The sequence below is a fragment of the Paracoccus sp. MA genome (genome assembly GCF_020990385.1).
Taxonomy (GTDB): Bacteria; Pseudomonadota; Alphaproteobacteria; order Rhodobacterales; family Rhodobacteraceae; genus Paracoccus.
On record NZ_CP087598.1, the window covers coordinates 2,157,449 to 2,179,898 of the forward strand.

The 22,450-nt window shown below is 69.7% G+C and carries 25 protein-coding genes and 1 tRNA gene; 17 read left to right on the top strand and 9 right to left on the bottom strand.

Annotated features, from left to right (window positions below):
• Nucleotides 1-432: 432 nt before the first annotated feature.
• The 3 genes from LOS78_RS17820 to leuB all read right to left on the bottom strand — a co-directional run bounded on the left by LOS78_RS17820 (nucleotide 433) and on the right by leuB (nucleotide 2,718).
• Nucleotides 433-509, bottom strand: a tRNA-Pro gene (locus LOS78_RS17820).
• Nucleotides 510-585: 76 nt separating this feature from the next.
• On the bottom strand, nucleotides 586-1,539 hold the full coding sequence (locus LOS78_RS17825; protein ID WP_230377658.1) for a DMT family transporter: 954 nt from the start codon (nucleotides 1,537-1,539) through the stop codon (nucleotides 586-588).
• Between the two features lie 60 nt (nucleotides 1,540-1,599).
• On the bottom strand, nucleotides 1,600-2,718 hold the full coding sequence (leuB, locus tag LOS78_RS17830; RefSeq protein WP_230377659.1) for a 3-isopropylmalate dehydrogenase: 1,119 nt from the start codon (nucleotides 2,716-2,718) through the stop codon (nucleotides 1,600-1,602).
• Between the two features lie 154 nt (nucleotides 2,719-2,872).
• On the opposite strand from leuB, the gene LOS78_RS17835 reads away from it, so the two are divergent.
• Both LOS78_RS17835 and LOS78_RS17840 read left to right on the top strand, forming a co-directional pair.
• The gene (locus LOS78_RS17835) at nucleotides 2,873-3,274 is read left to right on the top strand and encodes a hypothetical protein (protein ID WP_028713363.1); all 402 of its coding nucleotides are present in this window, start codon (nucleotides 2,873-2,875) and stop codon (nucleotides 3,272-3,274) included.
• Between the two features lie 70 nt (nucleotides 3,275-3,344).
• The gene (locus tag LOS78_RS17840) at nucleotides 3,345-4,154 is read left to right on the top strand and encodes a uracil-DNA glycosylase family protein (protein WP_230377660.1); all 810 of its coding nucleotides are present in this window, start codon (nucleotides 3,345-3,347) and stop codon (nucleotides 4,152-4,154) included.
• On the opposite strand, the gene LOS78_RS17845 is transcribed toward LOS78_RS17840, so the two are convergent.
• Nucleotides 4,151-4,933 (bottom strand): protein-disulfide reductase DsbD domain-containing protein, encoded by a 783-nt coding sequence (locus tag LOS78_RS17845; protein WP_028716227.1) that lies wholly within the window; start codon nucleotides 4,931-4,933, stop codon nucleotides 4,151-4,153. The two genes, LOS78_RS17840 and LOS78_RS17845, sit on opposite strands and share 4 nt — an antisense overlap.
• A gap of 108 nt (nucleotides 4,934-5,041) precedes the next feature.
• Between LOS78_RS17845 and LOS78_RS17850 the strand changes: the two genes are divergently transcribed.
• Complete coding sequence (locus LOS78_RS17850) at nucleotides 5,042-5,614, top strand: YqgE/AlgH family protein (protein WP_028713360.1); 573 nt, start codon at nucleotides 5,042-5,044, stop codon at nucleotides 5,612-5,614.
• 3 nt (nucleotides 5,615-5,617) lie between these two features.
• On the opposite strand, the gene LOS78_RS17855 is transcribed toward LOS78_RS17850, so the two are convergent.
• A complete protein-coding gene (locus tag LOS78_RS17855; protein ID WP_230377661.1) occupies nucleotides 5,618-6,568 on the bottom strand; it encodes an L-threonylcarbamoyladenylate synthase in 951 nt (316 codons plus the stop codon).
• Between the two features lie 113 nt (nucleotides 6,569-6,681).
• On the opposite strand from LOS78_RS17855, the gene LOS78_RS17860 reads away from it, so the two are divergent.
• The 4 genes from LOS78_RS17860 to LOS78_RS17875 are packed head-to-tail and all read left to right on the top strand — an operon-like array spanning nucleotide 6,682 to nucleotide 10,276.
• Complete coding sequence (locus LOS78_RS17860) at nucleotides 6,682-8,373, top strand: acyl-CoA dehydrogenase (RefSeq protein WP_230377662.1); 1,692 nt, start codon at nucleotides 6,682-6,684, stop codon at nucleotides 8,371-8,373.
• Nucleotides 8,370-9,392: an MBL fold metallo-hydrolase gene (locus LOS78_RS17865; RefSeq protein ID WP_230377663.1), complete on the top strand. Its 1,023-nt coding sequence runs from the start codon at nucleotides 8,370-8,372 to the stop codon at nucleotides 9,390-9,392. The genes LOS78_RS17860 and LOS78_RS17865 overlap by 4 nt, the downstream gene beginning before the upstream one ends.
• 60 nt (nucleotides 9,393-9,452) lie before the next feature.
• Entirely contained in the window at nucleotides 9,453-9,605 is a 153-nt protein-coding gene (locus tag LOS78_RS17870; RefSeq protein WP_028713356.1) for an aa3-type cytochrome c oxidase subunit IV, read from the top strand.
• 23 nt (nucleotides 9,606-9,628) lie between these two features.
• Entirely contained in the window at nucleotides 9,629-10,276 is a 648-nt protein-coding gene (locus tag LOS78_RS17875) for a hypothetical protein (RefSeq protein ID WP_028713355.1), read from the top strand.
• On the opposite strand, the gene LOS78_RS17880 is transcribed toward LOS78_RS17875, so the two are convergent.
• Together LOS78_RS17880 and LOS78_RS17885 are read right to left on the bottom strand one after the other, a co-directional pair.
• Complete coding sequence (locus LOS78_RS17880) at nucleotides 10,261-10,593, bottom strand: AzlD domain-containing protein (RefSeq protein WP_028713354.1); 333 nt, start codon at nucleotides 10,591-10,593, stop codon at nucleotides 10,261-10,263. The two genes, LOS78_RS17875 and LOS78_RS17880, sit on opposite strands and share 16 nt — an antisense overlap.
• Entirely contained in the window at nucleotides 10,590-11,366 is a 777-nt protein-coding gene (locus LOS78_RS17885; protein ID WP_230377664.1) for an AzlC family ABC transporter permease, read from the bottom strand. The genes LOS78_RS17880 and LOS78_RS17885 overlap by 4 nt, the downstream gene beginning before the upstream one ends.
• A 98-nt stretch (nucleotides 11,367-11,464) precedes the next feature.
• Between LOS78_RS17885 and LOS78_RS17890 the strand changes: the two genes are divergently transcribed.
• Complete coding sequence (locus LOS78_RS17890; protein WP_230377665.1) at nucleotides 11,465-12,052, top strand: N-acetyltransferase; 588 nt, start codon at nucleotides 11,465-11,467, stop codon at nucleotides 12,050-12,052.
• A 49-nt stretch (nucleotides 12,053-12,101) separates the two neighbouring features.
• Here the strand turns inward: LOS78_RS17890 and LOS78_RS17895 are convergent, their stop codons facing one another.
• Both LOS78_RS17895 and greA read right to left on the bottom strand, forming a co-directional pair.
• A complete protein-coding gene (locus LOS78_RS17895) occupies nucleotides 12,102-13,049 on the bottom strand; it encodes a hypothetical protein (protein WP_230377666.1) in 948 nt (315 codons plus the stop codon).
• A gap of 17 nt (nucleotides 13,050-13,066) precedes the next feature.
• Entirely contained in the window at nucleotides 13,067-13,537 is a 471-nt protein-coding gene (greA, locus tag LOS78_RS17900) for a transcription elongation factor GreA (RefSeq protein WP_024845767.1), read from the bottom strand.
• A gap of 274 nt (nucleotides 13,538-13,811) precedes the next feature.
• On the opposite strand from greA, the gene LOS78_RS17905 reads away from it, so the two are divergent.
• From LOS78_RS17905 to LOS78_RS17945, 9 genes are all read left to right on the top strand, one after another.
• Complete coding sequence (locus tag LOS78_RS17905; protein ID WP_230377667.1) at nucleotides 13,812-15,458, top strand: electron transfer flavoprotein-ubiquinone oxidoreductase; 1,647 nt, start codon at nucleotides 13,812-13,814, stop codon at nucleotides 15,456-15,458.
• A gap of 95 nt (nucleotides 15,459-15,553) precedes the next feature.
• Nucleotides 15,554-17,404 carry a tetratricopeptide repeat protein gene (locus LOS78_RS17910; protein WP_230377668.1) on the top strand — a complete coding sequence of 617 codons (1,851 nt, stop codon included), beginning with the start codon at nucleotides 15,554-15,556 and terminating at the stop codon, nucleotides 17,402-17,404.
• 3 nt (nucleotides 17,405-17,407) lie between these two features.
• Nucleotides 17,408-18,229 (top strand): 4-(cytidine 5'-diphospho)-2-C-methyl-D-erythritol kinase, encoded by an 822-nt coding sequence (locus LOS78_RS17915; protein ID WP_230377669.1) that lies wholly within the window; start codon nucleotides 17,408-17,410, stop codon nucleotides 18,227-18,229.
• Between the two features lie 29 nt (nucleotides 18,230-18,258).
• Nucleotides 18,259-18,993, top strand: coding sequence for a pyridoxine 5'-phosphate synthase (locus LOS78_RS17920; protein WP_230377670.1), 735 nt, complete (start codon nucleotides 18,259-18,261; stop codon nucleotides 18,991-18,993).
• Between the two features lie 48 nt (nucleotides 18,994-19,041).
• Nucleotides 19,042-19,458 (top strand): holo-ACP synthase, encoded by a 417-nt coding sequence (gene acpS, locus LOS78_RS17925; protein ID WP_028713346.1) that lies wholly within the window; start codon nucleotides 19,042-19,044, stop codon nucleotides 19,456-19,458.
• Nucleotides 19,459-19,524: 66 nt separating this feature from the next.
• A complete protein-coding gene (gene lepB / locus LOS78_RS17930) occupies nucleotides 19,525-20,325 on the top strand; it encodes a signal peptidase I (RefSeq protein ID WP_028713345.1) in 801 nt (266 codons plus the stop codon).
• Nucleotides 20,326-20,369: 44 nt separating this feature from the next.
• Nucleotides 20,370-21,059 (top strand): ribonuclease III, encoded by a 690-nt coding sequence (gene rnc, locus LOS78_RS17935; protein ID WP_230377671.1) that lies wholly within the window; start codon nucleotides 20,370-20,372, stop codon nucleotides 21,057-21,059.
• Nucleotides 21,056-21,967: a GTPase Era gene (gene era, locus LOS78_RS17940; protein WP_028716199.1), complete on the top strand. Its 912-nt coding sequence runs from the start codon at nucleotides 21,056-21,058 to the stop codon at nucleotides 21,965-21,967. The genes rnc and era overlap by 4 nt, the downstream gene beginning before the upstream one ends.
• Entirely contained in the window at nucleotides 21,960-22,295 is a 336-nt protein-coding gene (locus LOS78_RS17945; RefSeq protein ID WP_230377672.1) for a DUF1491 family protein, read from the top strand. Before era ends, LOS78_RS17945 begins: the two co-directional genes overlap by 8 nt.
• The last annotated feature ends 155 nt before the right edge of the window (nucleotides 22,296-22,450 follow it).

Genomic DNA, 22,450 nt, shown 5'->3' on the forward strand with positions numbered 1-22,450 from the left:
TCCGCATCGTTGACCGCGAGATTGCTGACCTCTGCACTTAGATGCCTTAGTAACTTACGTGCAGCTCTAAATCATCACTCGACGGAGTCAGCTTCTGCGTTCATGGATTCGTTGAACCGTACGGTCTCCACGGCCCAAAAGAGGTCGTTCGTACTGGCCGCAGCCCGCCCTTATCACCGATCTGAGAGCAGAGGCGCCGCGCAGCAGACGAACCAGCGCCCATTATGAGCGCTTGATTGCGCTGCTGTATCGCGAGGCACCCTACCGCCGTCAACGCCGATAGTAGTACTCAATCGAGCTCCCTGAGCACTCGCAGGGTTCGCGCAGCACTATGCTGATAGATTCCAATGCCTTGGGGAAAGACGGGCCTCTTCAAGAGGCAACTTCCGCGATCAAAAAGGCAGAACTATCTGCCTCTGATCAAGCGAAAACTGGTCGGAGCGAGAGGATTCGAACCTCCGACCCCCTGCTCCCGAAGCAGGTGCGCTACCAGGCTGCGCTACGCTCCGACCGTGTGGGGCAGGTAGCCCCTGGGACGGCGGAATGCAAGGGGGAATCTTGCGGTTCAGCCCCAGAAAAACCGCCTCAGCCCCGCTCGCGCAGCAGGCGCTGCAGCAGGCTCCAGCGCGGCGCGGTCACCGCATCGCTGCCAAAGCGCGCCCGCGTCGCCGGGCGCAGCCGCGACGCGCCCAGCCGCTCGCGCATCAGGATGTAGAGGCCCGAGCCCATGATCAGCCCCGCCCCCAGCACCGTCGGCCCGTCCGGGCGCTCTCCGAACAGGAACCAGCCATAGGCCACCGCCCAGAGCATCTGCGAATATTGCATCGGCGCGACATTGGCCGCCTCGCCGGCCTGATAGGCCAGGATCAGCAGGAAGCCCGCCGCAAGGCCCAGGGCCGCGATCACCCCGGTCAGCGCCAGGTCCCCCAGCTCCATCGGGCGATAGGCGAAGCCCAGCGAGGCGCCGGTCAGCAGGAAATTCCCGATCATCGGCCAAAGCAGCAGGATCACCGTCCGCTCGGACCGGCCCAGCTTGCGCACGGCGATGGCGGAAAGCGCCGTCGCCGTCGCCCCCATCAAGGCCGCCAGATGGCCGAGGCCCAGGGGGGTCGCGCCGGGTCGCAGCACGATCAGCACCCCGCAAAGCCCGGCGCAGACCGCCAGCCAGCGGTGCAGCCCGACCTTTTCGCCCAGAAGCGGCACCGACAGCACAGTGACGATCAGCGGCGCGGCGAAAAGGATGGAATAGACCTGCGCCAGGGGCAGCACGGAAAAGGCGTAGAACCCCCCGACCCCCGAGGCGACGATGCAAAGCGAACGCAGCCCGACCCAGAACGGGTTGCGCGGCCGCAATGTGCCATGCGTCGGATCGCGCAGCAGCAGCACCGCCAGCGGCGGAAAGGACAGCAGCGCCGAGAAGAACAGGATCTGCAGCGCCGGGTAGCTCTCGCCCAGCAGCTTGATGATCACGTCATGGGTGGAATAGAGCCCCATGGACAGAAGGGCGAGCAGCGCGCCCTTGATATTGCCCGCCGTCATGCGCCCCTCCGACGCTCCGCGATGGGGCCGCGCCTGCCCGGGACAGGCGCGGCCGGCCGATTACAGCGCCGAAAGCGCCGCGACGATATGGTCGCCCATCTCGGCGGTCGAGACCGGCTTGCCGCCCTCGGCACCCATCAGGTCGCCGGTGCGCAGGCCGTCGGCCAGCACCTTCTCGACGGCCTTTTCCAGCAGGTCGGCCTCGGCGCCCAGATCGAAGGAATAGCGCAGGCACATGGCGAAGCTCAGGATGCAGGCGATCGGGTTGGCCTTGCCCTGCCCGGCGATGTCGGGGGCCGAACCGTGCACCGGCTCGTAAAGCGCCTTGGGCCGGCCGTTCGCCATCGGCGCGCCAAGGCTGGCCGAGGGCAGCATGCCCAGGCTGCCGGTCAGCATCGCCGCCGCATCCGACAGGATGTCGCCGAACAGGTTGTCGGTCACGATCACGTCGAACTGGCGCGGATTGCGCACCAGCTGCATGGCGCCGTTGTCGGCATACATGTGCGACAGCTCGACATCGGGATATTCGTTGTCATGGACCCATTGCACCTCCTCGCGCCAGAGGATGCCGGATTCCATCACATTGGCCTTTTCCATCGAGCAGACGCGGCCAGCGCGCTTGCGGGCCAGTTCGAAGGCCGAGCGCGCGACGCGGCGGATCTCTCCGCTGGTGTAACGCTGGGTATTCACGCCAACGCGGCCGCCCTCGTTGCCAGGGGTGTCGTCGTCGGAAATGCCGCGTGGCTCGCCGAAATAGACGCCAGAGGTCAGCTCGCGCACGATCAGGATGTCGAGCCCGGCCACCACCTCGCGCTTGAGCGAGCTGAAATCCGCCAGCGCGTCGAAGCATTGGGCCGGGCGCAGGTTGGCGAACAGGTCCATCTCCTTGCGCAGGCGCAGCAGGCCGCGCTCGGGCTTCACCGAGAAGTCGAGGTCGTCGTATTTCGGCCCGCCAACGGCACCCAGCAGCACCGCATCGACCGCCTGCGCCTTTGCCATGGTCTCGTCCGCCAGGGGCTTGCCGTGCTTGTCATAGGCTGCGCCGCCGACCAGATCCTCGCTGACGTCGAAGGACAGGGCGCGGTTCTTCTCGAACCAGCCGATGACCTTGCGCACCTCGGCCATGACCTCGGGGCCGATGCCGTCGCCGGGCAGGATCAGCAGGGAATAGGTCGTCATCGCAGGCATCCTCTATGCTTCTGGCACTTGGCGACCCGCCTAGCCTTGCGGCTCCGCTGCGTCAAGTTCACGGCGAATTGGGTTGCGCCGGCTGGGCGGATCGGGCGGGATGGGCGGGCAAACCGAACGCCCAGAACAAGCAAGGGAGCAATCCATGAAGGCACTCGCGGCTCTGGCCGGCACGCTGGTCCTGGTGTCAGGCGCGGCGCTGGCGGACGGCGGCATCACCGTCAGGCTTCCCGATGTCTCGGGCCTGTCCGAGGCCGAGGCAAAGTCGCTGATCGCGGACCTGGCGAATGTGAACGTCATCACCTCGAACTGCCCGGATTACCCGATCACGGACGGGGAATGGACGCTGATCACCGGCACGGGCGATCTGCTGGCGGCGAAACTGGGTCTGGACGCCTCGGCCTATGACCGGACCTATTACGGGCCGGCCTTCAAGCTTCTGGACGATCCGGGCGCCTGCGACCGCATCGGGCCGACGGCGAAGCCGCTGATCCAGCGGCTGGTCGGCATGGGCGGCGGCACGACGCCGCTGACGCAATCGCAATAAAGCCGCGGCGTGGCCGCGCAATCGCGCGTCGCACCTTGCCCGCGCCCACGCCGCGGCCTAGCCTGCGGCCATGACCGCCGATCCGACCTTCAGGGGATTCGCGCTGGATGCCGAGACGGCGCTGGCGCTTCTGCAATGGCAGGCCGAGCTGGGCGCGGACGAGCCCTGCCTCGACGCGCCGCTCGACCGCTATGTCATGCCCGAGCGGGCCGAGCCGCCCCCCGCCCCGCCGCCGGCCGCCGCCCCGGCACCGCGCGACGAGGCCAGGGACGCGGCCGAGGACCTGGTCGCCCGCGCCGAGGCCATGGCGACCGCCGCGACGTCCCTGGACGAACTTGCCGCCGCGCAGGAAGCCTTCGACGGGATCGAGCTGAAGAAGGGCGCGCGCAATTTCTGCTTCTGCGACGGCAATCCGGCGGCGCGCGTCATGATCATCGGCGAGGCCCCGGGCGAGGAGGAGGACCGCCAGGGCCGCCCCTTCGTCGGCCGCGCGGGCCAGCTTCTGGACCTGATGTTCGACGCCATCGGCCTGTCGCGCAAGGCGGTGGATGCGGAACGCGCGCTCTATATCACCAATGTGCTGACCTGGCGCCCGCCGGGCAACCGCCGCCCCGAGCCGGCCGAGATCGCCATGATGCTGCCCTTCCTGCGCCGTCATGTGGAGCTGGTCCAGCCCCAGCTGCTGGTGCTGATGGGCAACACGCCCTGCATCGCGGCGCTAAACCAGCAGGGCATCCTGAAGCTGCGCGGCACCTGGACGACCGCCTTCGGCCTGCCGGCGCTGCCGATGGCGCATCCAGCCTATCTGCTGCGCACGCCGCTGGCCAAGCGCGATGCCTGGGCCGACCTGCTGTCGCTGGCAGCCCGGCTCGACGGCTAGTCGGCCACCTCGCGGCAGCCCTCGAACTCGACCGCGTCGTCGGGGCCGATCAGCGTCACCCGCAGCGCCTCCGGATCCAGCGGAAACGGCTTGCCCGAGGCGGCGACGAAATCCGCCTGCGCCATCAGCCGCCCGCCCGCCTCGCGGGTTTCCGGGGCCGAGACCCAGATCTCGTCATCGGCCAGCTCCATCGCCACCTCGTCGCCGCGGGCGCTTTCCGCCGCGGGCAGGGTGGCGGTGACCTGCATGCCGTCCTTGATCCGGGCGATGCGGCATTCCGGCTGCCGGTCCGAGGCTTCGGGCTGGCGGGCGATGGCCGCCTCGATCCGCGGATCGGGCGTTGGGCCGGGCGGTCCGGCCTGCAAGGCCACCTGCACCGGCACGCAGATGTCCAGGCAGATGCCGAAATCGACCACGGCCCTCGGCTCGACCGGCGCGCCGGGGCGGGCGGGGGCGATCTCGATCGGCAGGACCAGTTCCTCGTGATAGCCCAGCGTCCGCTCGCCGCCCGATTCGATCACCTCGGGGCGCGGCCAGAGCAGCCGCACCTCGCCCAGGTTCCGCGAGGCGCCCCAGTCGAAGCGCGGCGGCACGCCGGCATCGCCGGGGCTGCGCCAATAGGTCTTCCAGCCCGGCTCCAGCCGCAGGTGCAGCGCGGTCATGCGCTCGCCCTCGGCGGTGATCCAGCCGGGCAGAAGCTCGGCCGAGACCAGCCCGGGCGGCAGGTCCTGCGCCAAAGCCGGCGCGGCGGTCAGGAATAGCAGGGCAAGGGTCTTCATGGCGCCGTTCTAGTCGCCCCCCGCCCCCGGCGTGAAGTCACAATAGCGACAATCCCTTGCTAAAACAGCCGGCAGGACCGATCTTTAGGGAAAAGGACGGAGCAGATCATGGACCAGTCGAGCAACCTGACCGGCAAGATGCTGATCGCCATGCCGGGCATGCGCGACCCGCGCTTCGAACAGTCGGTGATCCTGGTCTGCGCCCATTCCGAGGACGGCGCCATGGGGCTGGTGGTCAACCGGCCACTGCCCGAGATCGGCTTTTCCGACCTGCTGGCGCAGCTTGGCATCCATGCGGACGCGAATGCGCTGGACATTCCCGTGCGCTTCGGCGGCCCGGTCGAGCCGGGGCGCGGCTTCGTGCTGCATCGCGTGCCCCGCGACATCCAGCTTGACGAAAACCGGATGCGCATCGCCGATGACCTCGCCATGTCCACCACCCGCGACATTCTCGAGGATTACGCGCATGGCCACGGGCCGCAGCCGGCGATGCTGGCGCTCGGCTATGCCGGCTGGGGGCCGGGTCAGCTTGATTCGGAAATCCGCGACAACGGCTGGCTGACCTCGGACCGCGGCGACGAGATCATCTTCGGCCCCGACAATTCCGGAAAATGGCGCGCGGCGCTGAAATCGCTGGGCATCGACCCCTTGATGCTGTCGCCCAGCGCCGGCCATGCCTGACGCCTAGCGCGGCGCGGCGGCGCGGCGCAGCCGGTCATTGATCGCGGCGCCCAGCCCCCGTTCCGGCACCGGCGCCACGGCGATGGGCCGCCCCAGCTCGTCGGCGCGGCGCAGCAGGTCGAACAGCCGCGCCGCGGCCTCGGTCAGATCGCCCGTCTCGCTCAGCGTCATCTCGCCCGCCACCGGGCCGAAGCCGATCAGCACCTCGCCCGGCCGCGCGGCCCCGGCATGCAGCCGCAGGCTGGCGCGCGGCGCGTAATGGCTGGTCAGCTGCCCCGGCGCGGTGGGCACGTCGGGATCGGCCTCGGGCCGGGCCAGCGGCCGGCCCAGAACCGCCTCGATCTCTTCCGCCGCGACGCCGCCGGGGCGCAGCAGCGCGGGCTGGCCCCCGACCCAGCCGACGATGGTGGATTCCACCCCGACCGGACAGGCGCCGGCATCCAGCACCGCCGCGATGCGCCCCCCCAGCCCGGTCTCGGGATCCGCGACATGGGCGGCCGAGGTCGGGCTGATCCGCCCCGACGGATTGGCCGAGGGCGCCGCCAACGGCCCGCCGAAAGCGCGCAGCACCTCCTGCGCCGCCGGATGCGCCGGCACGCGGATCGCCACCGTGTCCAGCCCCGCCGTCACCAGCGAGGCGATGCCGGCCCCCGGCCGCAGCGGCAGCACCAGCGTCAGCGCGCCGGGCCAGAAGGTCCGCGCCAGCGCCAGCGCCGCATCATCGAAGACCGCGATGCGCTCGGCCGCGGCAAGGTCCGGCAGATGCACGATCAGCGGGTTGAAGCTGGGCCGGCCCTTGGCCTCGTAGATGCGCGCGACGGCGCGGGCGTCGCGCGCGTCGCCGGCCAGGCCGTAGACCGTCTCGGTCGGGATGGCGACCAGCTCGCCCTGCGCCAGCAGGTCGGCGGCGGCGCGCACGCCCCGGGGATCGTGGCCTAGGATCAGGGTCTGCATTCGTTACGTCGGGTTGTGGTTGATGGACGCGGGGCGGCAAATATGATCGAAACCAAGGCATCAGTTACGCGCCGCAGCCGGATTTGCCAAGGCGCCAGAGGGAGAGAGTGCGGATGGCCTATCAAGCCCCCGTCGATCAGATCGCGTTCATCCTGAACCGGGTCGTGTCGTTTCCGGACCTGTCCGGCACCGACCGCTTCGCCGAGGCGACGGCCGAGACCATGTCCGCCATCCTGACCGAGGCCGGCAAGCTGGCGACCGAAGTCGTCGCGCCGGTGAACCGCGCCGGCGACCTGACCCCCGCGCGGCTGGAGAACGGCAAGCTGCGCTCATCCCCCGGCTATGCCGAGGCCTTCCGCGCCTTGGCCGAGGGCGGCTGGATCGGGCTTGCCGCCGACCCCGAACATGGCGGCATGGGCCTGCCCCAGGCGCTGAACATGGCGGTGAACGAGATGATCGCCTCGGGCTGCCTGGCGCTGCAGCTGAATCCGCTGCTGACCCAGGGCCAGATCGAGGCGCTGGAGCATCACGGCAGCGACGAGCTCAAGGCGCTGTATCTGCCCAAGCTGATCTCGGGCGAATGGTCGGGCACCATGAACCTGACCGAACCGCAGGCGGGCTCGGACGTGGGCGCGCTGACCACCAGGGCCGAGCGGGCCGGGGACGGCAGCTATCGCATCACCGGGCAGAAGATCTTCATCACCTGGGGCGACAGCGACGTGACGGAAAACGTCTGCCATCTGGTGCTGGCGCGCCTGCCCGACGGGGCCGCGGGCACCCGCGGCATCAGCCTGTTCATGGTGCCCAAGTTCATCCCCGACGAGGCGGGCAAGCCCGGCCTCGCCAACGACCTTCGCGTCGTCAGCCTGGAGCACAAGCTGGGCATCCACGGCAGCCCGACCTGCGTCATGAGCTTCGAGGGCGCGAAGGGCTGGATCGTCGGCGAAGAGCACAAGGGCATGGCCGCCATGTTCACCATGATGAACTGCGCCCGGCTGGGCGTCGGCGTGCAGGGCGTGGCCCAGGCCGAGGCGGCGCTGCAGCAGGCCGTGGCCTATGCCGCCGAGCGGGTGCAGATGGGCCCGATCATCCGCCATCCCGACGTGCGCCGGATGCTGGCGGAATCGCGGGCCGAGGTCTTTGCGGCGCGCGCCATCTGCCTGGGCTGCGCGGTGGCGCTGGACATGGCGCGGGCCACCGGTTCGGACGAATGGGCCGCGCGCGCAGCCTTCCTGACCCCGATCGCCAAGGCGCATGGCACCGATATCGGCATCCGCGTCGCCGATACCGCCGTGCAGGTGCATGGCGGCATGGGCTATATCGAGGAAACCGGCGCCGCCCAGTATCTGCGCGACGTGCGCATCACCGCGATCTACGAGGGGACGAACGGCATCCAGGCCATGGACCTGGTCGGGCGCAAGCTCTCGGACGGCGGCGCGGCGGCCATGGCGCTGCTGGACGAGATCCTCGACGGCGCCAAGGCCGCGCAATCGGCCGAGCCCGAGCTGGCCAACCAGCTCTGGCAAGCCGCCGAGACCCTGCGCGAGGCCACGCATGAGTTGCTGGAGCTGGGCATGGACGACCGTTTCGCCGGCGCGGTGCCCTATCTGTCGGCCTTTGCCCGGGTGCTGGGGGCGCATTACCACCTGCGCGCCGCGACCGGCGGCGGCAGCAAGGCGCTGGCGCGGATCTACATCACCCGCATCCTGCCGCATTTCGCCGCCGATCTGGCGGCTGCGCGGGCCGGGCTGGCCGATCTGGCGGCGCTTGACGATGCCGCGCTGCTGGGTCAAATGGCCGGGTGATACGCAGCGAGACCCATAACCCGCCGGCCGAGGGCGAGGCGCATGAGATCGCCCCCGGCGTGTTCTGGTTCCAGCTTCCGCTGCCGTTCAAGCCCGATACGGTCAATGTCTACGCCCTTCGCGACGCGGATGGCTGGACGCTGGTGGACAGCGGGCTGGACACCCGCCGCACCCGCGGCATCTGGCAGGGCATCCTGCAGGGCCCGCTGGCCGGGGCGCCGGTCAGCCGGCTGATCGCCACCCATCACCATATCGACCACATGGGCCTTGCCGGCTGGTTTCAGGCGCAGGGGGCCGAACTCTGGACCTCGCGCTCGGCCTGGCTGACGGCGCGGATGGGCATCCTCGACGTGCAGGAACGCCCGACCCCGCAGGCGATCGCCTTCTGGCGCGGGGCCGGCATGCCGCCCGAGCTGATCGAGGAGCGCAGCCACGAGCGTCCTTTCAACAGCGCCGATGTCTGCGCCCCGCTGCCGCCCGGCTATCGCCGGCTGTGGGAGGGGCAGCAGGTCACATTCGGCGAGCGGCGCTGGATCGTACGCATGGGCCATGGCCATGCGCCGGAACATGTGACGCTGTGGTCTCTGGACGACGATCTGGTGATCGGCGGCGACCAGATGCTGGCGACGATCTCGCCCAATCTCGGCGTCTATCCGACCGAGCCCGAGGCCGATACCGTGGGCGACTGGCTGGAAAGCTGCGCGCGGCTGGCGGAATTCGCCCGGCCCGAGCAGCTGGTGCTGCCCGGTCACAAGCTGCCCTATCGCGGCCTGCCGACCCGGCTGCGGCAACTGGCCGAGAACCAGCGCGCGGCGCTGGACCGCCTGCTGGACGGGCTGCGCCAGCAACCGCACAGCGTGGTGGACTGCTTCCCGCTGCTCTATCGCCGGCAGATCGCCAAGCCCGAATTCGGCCTGGCGCTGGCCGAGGCGGTCGGGCATATCAACCACCTGCGCGCGACCGGCCGGGTGTGGCCCATGGGCAAGACCGGGTCCGGCGCGGTGCTTTGGGGGGCGTGACACGGACGCCGCCTTGCGCTATCCCTGCGCCCGACGCATCGCATCGTTACGGACAGGATCATGGCCTCGCATCACGAAATCACCGAACACAAGCATGGCGAAATGGACATCCGCGCCCAGCAGGCGACCTTTGCCGGTTTCATCAAGGCTGCGACCTGGGTCAGCATCCTTGCCATCGCCGTGCTGGTGTTCCTGGCGCTGACCAACGCCTGATCCTGACCGGGGAAAGACCAGAAATGCAAAGGCGTGCCTTCCTTGCGCTGGCGCTGCCGGCCGCGCTTGCGGCTTGCGGGGCAGACAACAAATGGGCCAGCGACGAGGCCATCCGGCGCGCGCGCTATGTCTCGGACGAGCCGCCCTCGATCACGCTGTTCAGCGTCATCGGCATCCCGCGCGGCGAGGGCGGGCATTCCGCGCTGATGATCAACGGCAGCCAGCGGGTGATCTACGACCCCGCCGGCAGCTGGGAACATCCGGCGATCCCGGAACGGCACGACGTGCTTTACGGCATCACGCCGAACTTCAAGAACTTCTACATCGATTATCACGCGCGCTCGACCTATTGGGTGGCCGAGGACACGGTCCGCGTGCCGCTGGCCGTCGCCGATGCCGCGATCCGCTCGGTCGAGCGGCAGGGCGCCTCGAACAAGAGCTTCTGCGCCGTCAACACCGGCAAGGCGCTGAGCCGCGTGCCGGGCTTCGAGGCCGCGCCGACCGGCTTCTCGGTGCTCAAGCTGCGCGACTGGTTCCTGACCCTGCCGGGCGTGACCTCCAAGAAGCACATGGACGGCGATCCCGCCAACAACCACGACGTGCTCCTGCGCCAGAAAAGCGGCACCATCGCCGGCTATGGCGCCGACGGCCGCCTTCACGTGATGAGATAAAGCGCCGTGTAAAGCGTGGCCATCCCCGACAGGATGGCCGCCAGCACGTTGCGCGTCGCGACCCCCACCGCCACGGCGACGACCGCCGCGATCATCCGCGCCGGATCGGGCGCGCCATGCGTCGCCGCCGGCCAGACCACCAGCGGCGCCACGATGGCCGGCAGCACCCCGACAGCGGTATAGCGCAGCAACCGCTGCGCCCAGAGCGGCATCGGCCGGCCGCCGAGCACGCCCAGGAAGGACCAGCGCAAGCCATAGGTCCCCAGCGCCAGGACAAGGATGATCAGCCAGATGGTGGCATTGCTGTAGCCGGTCACGGGCGGGCTCCGTTTCTGCGTTCCATCAGCGCCTCGACCCCGGCGCCGGTCAGCATGGCCAGCGGCGCGGCCACGAACAGCCCCAGCCCCGAGGGCAGGAAGGCGAAGGCCAGCGAGCCCAGCACCGCGACCAGCGCCGCCGCGACATGGGCCGGGCTGCGCAGCATCGGCGCGATCAGCGCCAGGAAGGTGATCGGCATGGCGAAATCCAGTGCCCAGTCCTCGGGGATGGCCTTGCCCAGCCAGACGCCCAGCAGCGTGGCCAGCAGCCAGAACGGACAAGTCGCCAGCACCGCGCCCAGGAAATAGCCGATGCGCTGCTCAAGGCTCAGCCGGGGATGCTTTTCATAATGCTGGATCGCCAGCGCATAGCTCTGGTCGATCAGCACATAGGCGATCCAGGCCCGGTCGCGCGGCCTTGCCCCGCCCAGCCAGGGCACCAGCGAGGCCGAATACATCGCCATGCGCAAATTGACCGCGATGGCCGAGACGATGACCACCAGCGCCGGCGCGTGATCGGTCATCAGCTGCACCGCGGTGAATTGCGAGGCCCCGGCCAGCACCAGCACGGTGAAGCCCAGGATCTGCGGCAGGTCCAGCCCCGCATCGCTGGCGACCACGCCGAACAGCATGCCGAAGGGCAGAAGCACAAGGATGAAGGGCAGCGCCTGCAGGAAGCCATGGCGCAGGCATTGCGCCGGGCTGCGCTGCAGGGCGCGGCTCTGCTCGGGGGTCAGGCGGGAAGGGGCCGCAAGATCGGCTTGCGCGGACATGGTGAAAACGGCTCATGTTCGGGATATGGCTGGCGGCACATTGGCCAAAACCGCGGCCCGATACAAGAACCTCCATACAAGAACCTGAAGGGACCGCCATGCCCGGACCGCAGATCCCGCCCCGCATCCTGCGCGGCATCCCGCCCGAGCTGCAGGGCGCGGCGGCGGCGCTTTACTGGCGCCATTTCGGCGCGCAGGTCCTGCCGCTGCCGGTGGCGGCGCGGCAGGGGGTGGCGCTGATCCGCGCCGCGATGCGGGCCGAGCGGGCGCTGGTGGCGCTGGCGCCCTCGGGACGGCTGGTCGGGATCGTCGGGCTGCGCGGGGCGGGCGGCGGCTTTCTCGACCCCAGCGCCGAGGGCTTCGTCGCGGTCTGGGGCCCGGCGCGCGGGCGGCTGCGGCATCTGGCGGCGGGGCTCTACCGTCCCGGTGCGGCGACCTCGGATCTGGTGCTGGACGGCATCGCCGTGCTGCCGCAATGGCGGCGGCAGGGCATCGCCCGCGCCCTGATCCGGTGCGCCGCCGCCCATGCAAGCGCACTGGGCCATCCGGCCCTGCGCGCCGAGGTGCAGGCGGGCAACCGTGACGGGCTGGCGGCATGGCAGGCGATGGGCTTCCGCCCGCTGGCGCGGCAAAGGCTGGGCTGGCCCTGGTCGGCGCCGGCCCATGTGCTGCGGCTGCCGCTTTAGCCACGCCGCCCGCCTGGGGCGCAAGGCGACCCGCGCGCGCCCCCGGGCTTCAGGACCCCTCCGCCGCCTCGGCCTCTGCCCCGGCCTGGCCCAGCATGCCGGTCACCTGCGCCAGCAAGGTGAAGGCCCGGCCCGAGCGGGTCTCGGCCAGCACGGCCAGCAATTGCGGATCGCCGTCCTGCGCCTTGCGGCTCAGCAGCCGGTCGAAATGGCGCAGGAAATGATGGGCCACGTCGCGGAAGACCTCGTCTGCGCGCAGCATCGTCCCCGCGGTGGCCAGCGCGGCCTCGTCGCGGATCACCGCCAGCGCCGCCACAGCCTCGCCGCGGGCGCCCTCGGCGAAGCGGCGCCACAGCGCGGGATCGGCCTCGGCCAGCGCCAGCTCGTCCATATAGACCCCCTGCCCGGCCAGCAGCGTGACCACGTCCTGCGCCGCCCGGATCAGCCGGGCCATGCCCGGATCCGCCAGCGCCAGGCGCAGGCAGCGAATCGCCTCGCGATCCTCGGGACCGTCGGGGAAGTTCAGCGCATAGAACAGCTCGGTCGGGGTCAGCTCGGCCGCCGCCGGCGAATCAAGCTCCAGCGTGGCCTGGCGCGTGTCCGCCGCCGGCCGCGGCGGCGCGGGAATGGCATTGCGCCGCGCCGCCGGGGCGGGTGCGGGCGCGGCTGCGACGGGGCGCGGCTCGGCCATGGGCTCGGCCGCAGCGTCCTCGTCCTGCATCCGGGCCAGCATGGCGCGCAGCTCCTCGGCCTCCTGCCGCAGCGCCAGCAAGCTGCGCGCCGCCCAGACCGCCAGCCAGATCAGCGCCAGCGGCAGGAACAGGCCGACCAGCCAGAGCAGCCAGCCCGCCGCCCCGGTCCCTTCCGACTCGGGACCGAAAAGCGCGAACAGCCCGGCCAGCGCCAGCCAGGCCAGGCTGGACGCCGCGCCGACGGCCAGCACGCGGCCGCGTGCCTGTTCGATGGCCAGCCTGCGCAGCGGATCAAGCGAGTTCATGCGCCCGGCCCCATCCTTCAGACATAGCGGATCGAGATGATCTCATAGGATTTCCCGCCGCCCGGCGTGACGACCTCGACGCTGTCGCCCTCGTCCTTGCCGATCAGGGCGCGGGCCAGGGGCGAGCGGATGTTCAGCAGCCCGCGCTCCAGATCCGCCTCGGCCTCCCCGACGATCTGATAGGTGCGCTCCTCTTCGCTGTCCTCGTCGAGCAGGGTGACGGTGGCGCCGAACTTGATCGAGCCGTTCAGCCGGCTCGGGTCGATGACTTCGGCGCGGGACAGAATCATCTCCAGCTCCTTGATGCGGCCTTCGACGAAGCTCTGCTTCTCGCGCGCGGCGTGGTATTCGGCGTTTTCCGACAGGTCGCCGTGCTCGCGCGCCTCGGCGATGGCGCGGATCACCGCCGGACGCTGGACCGAGCGCAGCTCGCGCAATTCCTCGTCCAGCTGGTCATAGCCCGCGCGGGTCATCGGTATCTTTTCCATTCCAGTCCTTCCGGTCGCAACGGTGCGACGCCAGTCAACGCGAAACAAGGTGTTGGAACGCCCCCGACCTTGGGCCGGGGGCGTCCGCTGAAATCCGAAAGGCATCGTGGCCGGTTCCGGGCCCTGTTTCAAGCCCCGGCGGAGGCCATCCGCGAGACCTCGCGCAGAAAGGTCGCAGAATTGCAATTGTTCGTCGCGTTCCGATTGCCCGCAAGAATGTTACGCGTTAGGTGTTCGGCGCAGAGTCAAGAGCCAGGGGATTGGAGGCCGAGCCATGTCTGAGATCGAACGCGAATCCATGGATTACGACGTGGTGATCGTCGGCGGCGGGCCTGCGGGCCTGTCGGCGGCGATCCGGCTCAAGCAGGTGAACCCCGCGCTTTCCGTGGTGCTGCTGGAGAAGGGTTCCGAGATCGGCGCGCATATCCTCTCGGGCGCGGTGCTGGACACCGCCGGCCTCGACAAGCTGATCCCGGACTGGAAGGACAAGGGCGCCCCGGTCACCACCGAGGTGAAGGAGGACAATTTCTACATCCTCGGCCCGCATGGCCAGGTCCGCGTCCCGAACTGGCCGATGCCGCCCCTGATGAACAATCACGGCAAATACATCGTCTCGATGGGCAATGTCTGCCGCTGGCTCGCCGAGCAGGCCGAGGCGCTGGAGGTCGAGATCTTCCCCGGCATGGCCTGCTCGCAGCTGGTCTACGAGGGCGACCGCGTCGTCGGCGTCGTCGCCGGCGAGATGGGGCTCAACGCCGACGGCACCCCCGGCCCGGGCTACGAGCCCGGCATGGAGCTGCGCGGCAAATACGTGCTGATCGCCGAGGGCGTGCGCGGGTCGCTGGCGAAGGAGCTGATCGGCAAATACGACCTCTCGGCCGGCCATGAGCCGCAGAAATTCGGCCTCGGCATGAAGGAGATCTGGGAGATCGACCCGGCCAAGGCCAGGCCCGGCACGGTGACGCATACGATGGGCTGGCCCTTGGGCAAGAACGCCGGCGGCGGCAGCTTCATCTATCACCTTGAGGGCAACCAGGTGCTGGTCGGCTTCGTCGTGCACCTGAACTATGCCAACCCCTATCTCTATCCCTATATGGAGTTCCAGCGCTTCAAGCACCATCCGCTGGTCGCGGAGCTGCTGGAGGGCGGCAAGCGCGTCGCCTATGGCGCAAGGGCGATCTCCGAGGGCGGCTGGCAGTCGATCCCGAAGCTGACCGTGCCGGGGGCGGCGCTGCTGGGCTGCTCGGCCGGGCTGGTGAACGTGCCGCGCATCAAGGGCAACCACAACGCCATGCTGTCCGGCATCGCCGCGGCCGAGGCGGCGGCGGCGGCCATCGCGGCGGGGCGCGCGGGTGACGAGCTGGCCGAATACGAGGCCGACCTGCGCTCGGGCCCCATCGCCCGCGACCTGAAGCCGGTCCGGAACGTCAAGCCACTCTGGTCGAAGCTGGGGCTCTGGGCCAGCCTGGCGCTCGGCGGCTTCGACATGTGGGTGGCGAACCTCACCGGCTGGAACCCGCTGGGGACGTGGAAGCACGGCAAGACCGATGCGCAGGCCACCGGCAAGGCGGCGGATTTCCAGCCCATCGACTACCCGAAGCCCGACGGCAAGCTGTCCTTCGACCGGCTGACCAACGTGGCGTTCAGCTTCACCAATCACGAGGAAAGCCAGCCCTGCCACCTGAAGCTGAAGGACCCCGCGATCCCGATCCAGGTGAACCTGCCGGTCTATGCCGAGCCAGCGACGCGCTACTGCCCGGCCGGGGTCTATGAGGTGCTGGAGGGCGAGGGCGGCCCGCGCTTCCAGATCAACTTCCAGAACTGCGTGCATTGCAAGACCTGCGACATCAAGGACCCCAGCCAGAACATCAACTGGACAACGCCACAGGGCGGCGACGGGCCGAACTACCCGAATATGTGATCGCAGAGGCGTGCGCCGCGCCGGTCGCGGCGTTGCCCATCCGCGCTGCGGCGGCTAGGGTCGCTGGCGCAATCGCCGAGACATGGGCCCAAGCCGTGACCACAAGACTGATCCCCATGGCGCTGATCGCGCTGATCGCCCTGCCGCTGCCGCAGGGCGCCCTCGCCGCGCCCATGCTGGCCCAGGCCGAACAGCCCGCGCCCCCGAACGGCGAGCGGCCGGCGCACCGCCCGGCCGCGCCGGCGCCCGAGCTGCGCGGTCTTTCCGGCCCCTATCTGGCCGCGCGCATGGCGGCGATCCAGAACGACTATGCCCGCGCCGCGCATTACTATCTGCAGGCGCTGGCCCAGGATGACAGCGACGGCTATCTGCAGGACAGCGCCATGGTCGCGCTGATCTCGGCCGGAGAGATGGAGCGTGCCACCGCCCTGGCCGGCACCATGTCCGACCAGGGCCGCGCCACCGAGCTGGCCCGGCTGGTGCAGCGCGCCGAGATGGCTCGCGCCGGTCGCTGGGACGCGCTGCTGGCCGCCATCGACGCCGCCCCCCCGCCCGAGGACGAGGCCGGCGCGCCCGGCGGCGGCATGCTGGTCGACGGCATGATGCGGGCCTGGGCACTGCTGGGCGCCGGCCGGGCGGGCGCGTCGCTTTCCGCCTTCAAGAAACTGGCCGAGCTGCGCGGCGCCGGGCCGATGGTGAACTATCACCTGGCGCTGGCCAAGGCACGGGTCGGCGATTTCGAGGGCGCCGAGCTGCTGCTGGCCGATCCGGCCACAGGGGCGCATATCCTGGGCGTCGTGGCCCGCGCGCAGGTGCTGTCGCAGCTTGAGCGCAACAGGGATGCCATCGCCATGCTCGAAGCCACGCCGGGCTTCACGGAAGAGCCGCATCTGGTCGCCCTGCGCGACCGCATGGCCCGGGGCGAGACGCTGCCCTTCGATTCGATCCGCACGCCCTCGGACGGCATCGCGCAGGTCTTCCTGACCTTCGGCTCGGTTCTGGCGACCAGCGACGAACCCGACCCGCTGGCGCTGATCCATGCCCGGCTGGCCGAATATCTCGCCCCCGACCTGGGCGAGGCGCGGCTGCTGGCGGCGCAGCTCCTGCAGGGTTTCGGCCAGTTCGACCTTGCCGAGCGCGAATTCGAGAAGCTGCGCGAACTGGGCGACATGCGCCCCGTCGCCGAGCTGACCCGCATCGACGCGCTGGCCCGGGCCGAGCGGCTGGCCGATGCCGAAAAGGCCGCGCTGGCGCTGACCGCCGCCCATCCCGAGCTGGCGCAGGGCTGGATCGCGCTTGGCGACCTCTTGCGCCAGCAGGACAAGTTCGGCCAGGCGGTCCCGGCCTATGACAAGGCGCTGAGCCTCATCGGCGAGGACAATCCCGAGGCGCGCTGGTTCCCGCTCTATGCCCGCGGCATCGCGCTGGAACGCGCGGGCCAGTTCCCCAAGGCCGAGGCCGACTTCCGCGCCGCGCTGAAGATCCGCCCCGATTCCGCGCAGGTGCTGAACTATCTGGGCTACAGCCTGGTGGACCGCAACGAAAAGCTGGACGAGGCCCTGAAGCTGATCCAGCGCGCGGTCGAACTGCGGCCGGATGACGGCTATATCCTCGATTCGCTGGCCTGGGCCTATTTCCGCCTCGGCCGCTATCAGGAAGCCGTGGCGCCGATGGAGCGGGCCGTCGCAGCCATGGCCAGCGATTCGCTGGTCAACGACCATATGGGCGACATCTACTGGATGGTCGGCCGCAAGCGCGAGGCCGAGATCCAATGGCACCGCGCCCTGTCGCTGAAGCCGGAAACCGAGGCCGAGGCCAGCCGCATCCGCGCCAAGCTCGAGCGCGGGCTGGATGCGGTGCTGGAGGAGGAAAAGGCCAATGGCGGCAAGCTGCCCGAACCGCGCGCCCCCGAAACCCGCTCGCCGGACCCTGCCCGGGCCGACTGAACCATGCCCCTGCCCCGGCGCGAGGCGGCCCCCGCCAAGCTGAACCTGACCCTGCATGTCACCGGCCGCCGCCCGGACGGCTATCACCTGCTCGATTCGCTGGTGGTGTTCCTGGAGCTGGGCGACGTGGTGACGGTCGCGCCGGGCCCCCTGTCGCTCAGCCTGACCGGCCCCTTCGCCCAGGGCCTCGCGGCCGAGCCCGACAACCTTTGCCTGCGCGCCGCGCGTCTGGCCGGGCGCGAGGCGCGGATCACCCTGGAAAAGAACCTGCCGGTGGCCTCGGGCCTCGGCGGCGGTTCGGCCGATGCGGCGGCGGTGCTGCGCGCGCTGGAGGCCGGGCCCGCGCGGCTGGAAACGCTGGGCGCCGACCTGCCCGCCTGCCTTGCCAGCCGGCCGGTGCGGATGCGGGGCCTGGGCGAGATCCTGACGCCGCTGCCGCCCCTGCCGGCGCTTCATGTGCTGCTGGTCAATCCGGGGCGCGGCCTGCCGACCCCCGCCGTGTTCAGGGCGCTGGCACGGCGCCACAATCCGCCCATGCCCGAACCGCTGCCGGATTTTCCCGACGCCGGCGCGCTGATCGCCTTCCTGCAGGATTGCCGCAACGATCTCGAGGCGCCGGCCATCGCCCTGATGCCGGCAATCTCGGACTGCCTCGCCGCGATCCGGGCCGAAGGCGCGGCGCTTGCCCGCATGTCCGGCTCGGGCGCGACCTGCTTCGGGCTTTTCGCCAGCGCGGCCGCGGCCGAGGCCGCCCGCGCCCGCATCGCCGCGGCAAATCCCGGCTGGTGGGTGGCCGCATCTGGACTTGCGCCGGCAAAGCTCTAACCTGCCGTAAAAATCCGAGAGGGGAAACCATGCTGCGCCTCGGCGTCAACATCGACCACGTCGCCACCATCCGCAACGCCCGCGGCACGCCCTGGCCCGACCCGGTGCGCGCGGCGGAACTGGCCGAAGAGGCCGGCGCCGACGGCATTACCGCGCATCTGCGCGAGGATCGGCGCCATATCTCGGACGCGGATATCGACCGGCTGATGGCTGCGCTGCAACTGCCGCTGAACCTGGAAATGGCCGCGACGGCGGAAATGCAGGCCATCGCCCTGCGCCACCGCCCGCATGCCGTCTGCATCGTCCCCGAAAAGCGCGAGGAGCGCACCACCGAGGGCGGGCTCGACGTCGCCGGCAACGAAAGCTACCTGGCCGATTTCATCGCCCCCCTGCGCGAGGCGGGCTGCCGGGTGTCGCTGTTCATCGGCCACGAGCAGGAGCAGATCGAGGCCGCCGCCCGCATCGGCGCCGCGGTGGTGGAACTGCATACCGGCGCCTATTGCGATTTCGACACCGAGGGGCGGCTGGCCGAACGCGACCTGGAACTGGAAGCCCTGCGCAAGGGCGCGGCACAGGCGCATCTTCTGGGGCTCGAGGTCCATGCCGGGCATGGCCTGACCTTCGACACGGTCGGCCCTGTCGCCGCCATCCCCGAACTGCGCGAGCTGAACATCGGCCATTTCCTGATTGCCGAATCGGTCTTTCTCGGCCTCGGCCCGGCGATCCGCGAGATGCGCCGCCGCATGGACGCGGCCCGCCCCTGATTTCTTCGTTGCCCAAATACCCATGTCACCACAGGACCAACCAGGCGCATGATTCTCGGCATAGGCTCGGACCTCTGCAACATCGACCGCATCGCCGGGGTGCTGGACCGCCACGGCGACCGCTTCCGGCAGCGGGTCTTCACCGAGACCGAGCTGGCGCTGGCCCGCCGCCGCCGGCAGGAAGCCGCGACCCTGGCCAAACGCTGGGCCGCCAAGGAGGCCTGTTCCAAGGCGCTGGGAACCGGGCTCGCCATGGGCATCAGCTGGCGGGACATGGCGGTCAGGAACCTTTCGACCGGCCAGCCCACCATGCAGCTGACGGGCTGGGCGGCCGAGCGGCTGGCGGCGATGACGCCCTCCGGCCATCGCGCGCATGTGCATGTGACGCTGACCGACGACCACCCCTGGGCGCAGGCCTTCGTGGTGATCGAGGCGCTTCCCGACAGCGTGAAGACGACGGCATGAGGACGGGCACGGCTTGACTTTGCCGTCCCCCGCACCCCATGAACGCGCGACTTGCCGATGAAGGGAATGGCATCCATGGCGAAAAGCGTAGCCCGCAAGGATGGGGGCATCTGGGAAACCGTCAAGACCATCTTCTGGGCGCTGGTGATCGCGGGGGTGTTCCGCACCCTGTTCTTCCAGCCGTTCTGGATTCCCTCGGGCAGCATGAAGGACACGCTGCTGATCGGCGATTTCCTGTTCGTGAACAAAATGGCCTATGGCTATTCGCGGGTCTCCTGCCCCTTCGCGCTCTGCCCGATCTCGGGCCGCATCCTGGGTTCCGAACCCGAGCGCGGCGATGTCGTGGTCTTCCGCCACCCGACGCGGGGCGACGATTTCATCAAGCGGGTGATCGGCCTGCCCGGCGACCGCATCCAGATGAAGAACGGCGTGCTGTGGATCAACGGGCAGGAGGTGCCGCAGCAGCCCGCCGGCACCTTCACCGAACCCTACGCGCCGCAGGGCCCGCAGCAGACCCTGCCGAAATGCCGCAACGAGCCGGTGCCCGAGGGCGCGGCCTGCGAAAAGGACCGCCATACCGAGACGCTGCCGAACGGGCTGACGCATGACGTGCTGAACATCTTCGACAACGGTCCCGGCGACAACACGGCCGAGTTCACCGTGCCCGAGGGGAATTACTTTTTCCTGGGCGACAACCGCGACAATTCCGGCGACTCGCGCTGGCCGGCCGCGGTGGGCGGGGTCGGCATGGTGCCGGCCGAATACCTGATCGGCCGCGCCGACCGGATCATGTTCTCCTCGGCCGGGAAATCGCTTCTGTATTTCTGGACCTGGCGTCCGGACCGGTTCCTGAAGGCCGTGAACTAAGGGAAGAATTGCCGCGGCGCCCCGCGCCGTGGCAGGATCGGGACATGAAGATTTCTGCAGACCTGCGCGCATTCTCGGAACGGCTGGGGCATGAATTCTCGCGCCCCGAATTGCTGCGCCGCGCGCTCACGCATGGCTCGATCGCCAGCGCCACCCGGCCCGACAACCAGCGGCTGGAATTCCTGGGCGACCGGGTGCTGGGCCTGACCATGGCCGAGGCGCTGTTCTCGGCCGACCGCGCCGCGACCGAGGGCCAGCTGGCGCCGCGCTACAATGCGCTGGTCAAGGGCGAGACCTGCGCCGCCATCGCCCGCGAGATCGGGCTGGGCGAGGTGCTGAAGCTGGGCCGGTCCGAGATGATGTCGGGCGGCCGGCGGAAAGAGGCGCTGCTGGCCGACGCCATGGAGGCGGTGATCGCCGCCGTCTATCTGGATGCCGGTTTCGAGGCCGCGCGCAGCATGGTGCTGAGGCTCTGGTCCAGCCGGCTGAAGAATGTCGAAAGCGACGCCCGCGACGCCAAGACCGCGCTGCAGGAATGGGCGCAGGCGCAGGGCATGACCCCGCCGCGCTATCTCCAGACCGCGCGCACGGGCCCGGACCACGCCCCGGAATTCGAGATCACCGTCCGGCTGGACGACGGCCGCGAGGCCGCCGCCCGCGGCAAGGGCACCAAACGCAGCATCGAACAGGCGGCCGCCGCCGCGCTGCTCGAGCAGATCGAAAGAACGACATGAGCGAAACACGCGCGGGCTTCGTCGCCCTGATCGGCGAGCCGAATGCCGGGAAATCCACCCTGCTGAACCGCATGGTCGGGGCCAAGGTCTCGATCGTGACCCACAAGGTGCAGACCACCCGCGCCCGCATCCGCGGCATCGCCATGCGCGGCGCGAGCCAGATCGTCTTCGTCGACACGCCCGGCATCTTCCGCCCGCGCCGGCGGCTGGACCGCAGCATGGTCAAGGCGGCCTGGGGGGGCGCGGCCGATGCCGACGTGATCCTGCTCTTGATCGAGGCGCATCGCGGGCTGACCGACGGCGCGCAGGCGATCATCGACAGCCTGCGCCAGCATGCCGGCCAGACCCCGGTGGCGCTGGTCATCAACAAGATCGACCGGGTGAAGTCCGAGGCGCTGCTGGCGCTGTCGCAGCAGCTCAACACGGCTTTCGACTTCACCCGCACCTTCATGATCTCGGCCGAAAAGGGCTATGGCTGCGACGACCTGCTGGACTGGCTGGCGCAGGAAGTGCCCGAGGGGCCCTGGCTTTACCCCGAGGACCAGGTGGCCGACCTGCCGATGCGCATGATCGCCGCAGAGATCACCCGCGAGAAGCTGACCCTGCGCCTGCACGAGGAAATCCCCTATCAGCTGACGGTGGAAACCGAACGCTGGGAGGAGAAGAAGGACGGCTCGGCCCGGGTCGAGCAGGTGGTCTATGTCGCCCGCCCCGGCCACAAGGGCATCGTCCTGGGCAAGGGCGGCGAGACGATCAAGGCCGTGGGCCAGGCGGCGCGGGCCGAGCTGGCCGAGTTCATGGGCCGCCCCGTCCACCTGTTCCTGCAGGTGAAGGTGCGCGAGAACTGGCTGGACGAAGCCGAGCGCTATAACGAGATGGGCCTCGACTTCCGCGACGGCGATGCCTGAGCCGCGGCTGGCCGCCGGCATCTGGGTCGCGGCCTATCTGCGCCGGCTGGGGCTGGCCGACATCCCGGCCTATGTCGCCCGGCACGGCGACGACACCGCGGGCAGCGTGATGGTGAAATGCGCCACGCTGGACGGCCGCGCCAGCCTGTGGATCCGCGAATGGGATTTCGAGACCGACCGGCGGATCTGGCTGCGGCTGAACGAGGCCGGTGAGCCCGAGATCGACGCCGAGATCGCCCGCAATGCCGCCCGCGACCCCGACCTGTGGGTGATCGAGATCGAGAGCCGCGACGGCCGCACCCTGCTGGACGAGGACGGGCTGGCTTGAACCGCCCGAATGAGTATTTGGAAAACGGTGAAAGGGTCGGCGGACTCGTCCGGCTTGACGGGCAGCATGGGTATTTGGGGAGCAAAGAAGCCGGGGTTTGGACCGCTTCCGTGCGCTGGAAGCGTGACGCCGTGCGCATGCCGCACGAACCGCTA

Bases quoted from the DNA above. Each gene is read 5' to 3' on its own strand.
- LOS78_RS17825 (WP_230377658.1), bottom strand. From the start codon at position 1,539: ATGACGGCGGGCAATATCAAGGGCGCGCTGCTCGCCCTTCTGTCCATG.
- leuB (WP_230377659.1), bottom strand. From the start codon at position 2,718: ATGACGACCTATTCCCTGCTGATCCTGCCCGGCGACGGCATCGGCCCC.
- LOS78_RS17835 (WP_028713363.1), top strand. From the start codon at position 2,873: ATGAAGGCACTCGCGGCTCTGGCCGGCACGCTGGTCCTGGTGTCAGGC.
- LOS78_RS17840 (WP_230377660.1), top strand. From the start codon at position 3,345: ATGACCGCCGATCCGACCTTCAGGGGATTCGCGCTGGATGCCGAGACG.
- LOS78_RS17845 (WP_028716227.1), bottom strand. From the start codon at position 4,933: ATGAAGACCCTTGCCCTGCTATTCCTGACCGCCGCGCCGGCTTTGGCG.
- LOS78_RS17850 (WP_028713360.1), top strand. From the start codon at position 5,042: ATGGACCAGTCGAGCAACCTGACCGGCAAGATGCTGATCGCCATGCCG.
- LOS78_RS17855 (WP_230377661.1), bottom strand. From the start codon at position 6,568: ATGCAGACCCTGATCCTAGGCCACGATCCCCGGGGCGTGCGCGCCGCC.
- LOS78_RS17860 (WP_230377662.1), top strand. From the start codon at position 6,682: ATGGCCTATCAAGCCCCCGTCGATCAGATCGCGTTCATCCTGAACCGG.
- LOS78_RS17870 (WP_028713356.1), top strand. From the start codon at position 9,453: ATGGCCTCGCATCACGAAATCACCGAACACAAGCATGGCGAAATGGAC.
- LOS78_RS17875 (WP_028713355.1), top strand. From the start codon at position 9,629: ATGCAAAGGCGTGCCTTCCTTGCGCTGGCGCTGCCGGCCGCGCTTGCG.
- LOS78_RS17885 (WP_230377664.1), bottom strand. From the start codon at position 11,366: ATGTCCGCGCAAGCCGATCTTGCGGCCCCTTCCCGCCTGACCCCCGAG.
- LOS78_RS17890 (WP_230377665.1), top strand. From the start codon at position 11,465: ATGCCCGGACCGCAGATCCCGCCCCGCATCCTGCGCGGCATCCCGCCC.
- LOS78_RS17895 (WP_230377666.1), bottom strand. From the start codon at position 13,049: ATGAACTCGCTTGATCCGCTGCGCAGGCTGGCCATCGAACAGGCACGC.
- greA (WP_024845767.1), bottom strand. From the start codon at position 13,537: ATGGAAAAGATACCGATGACCCGCGCGGGCTATGACCAGCTGGACGAG.
- LOS78_RS17905 (WP_230377667.1), top strand. From the start codon at position 13,812: ATGTCTGAGATCGAACGCGAATCCATGGATTACGACGTGGTGATCGTC.
- LOS78_RS17915 (WP_230377669.1), top strand. From the start codon at position 17,408: ATGCCCCTGCCCCGGCGCGAGGCGGCCCCCGCCAAGCTGAACCTGACC.
- LOS78_RS17920 (WP_230377670.1), top strand. From the start codon at position 18,259: ATGCTGCGCCTCGGCGTCAACATCGACCACGTCGCCACCATCCGCAAC.
- acpS (WP_028713346.1), top strand. From the start codon at position 19,042: ATGATTCTCGGCATAGGCTCGGACCTCTGCAACATCGACCGCATCGCC.
- lepB (WP_028713345.1), top strand. From the start codon at position 19,525: ATGGCATCCATGGCGAAAAGCGTAGCCCGCAAGGATGGGGGCATCTGG.
- rnc (WP_230377671.1), top strand. From the start codon at position 20,370: ATGAAGATTTCTGCAGACCTGCGCGCATTCTCGGAACGGCTGGGGCAT.
- era (WP_028716199.1), top strand. From the start codon at position 21,056: ATGAGCGAAACACGCGCGGGCTTCGTCGCCCTGATCGGCGAGCCGAAT.
- LOS78_RS17945 (WP_230377672.1), top strand. From the start codon at position 21,960: ATGCCTGAGCCGCGGCTGGCCGCCGGCATCTGGGTCGCGGCCTATCTG.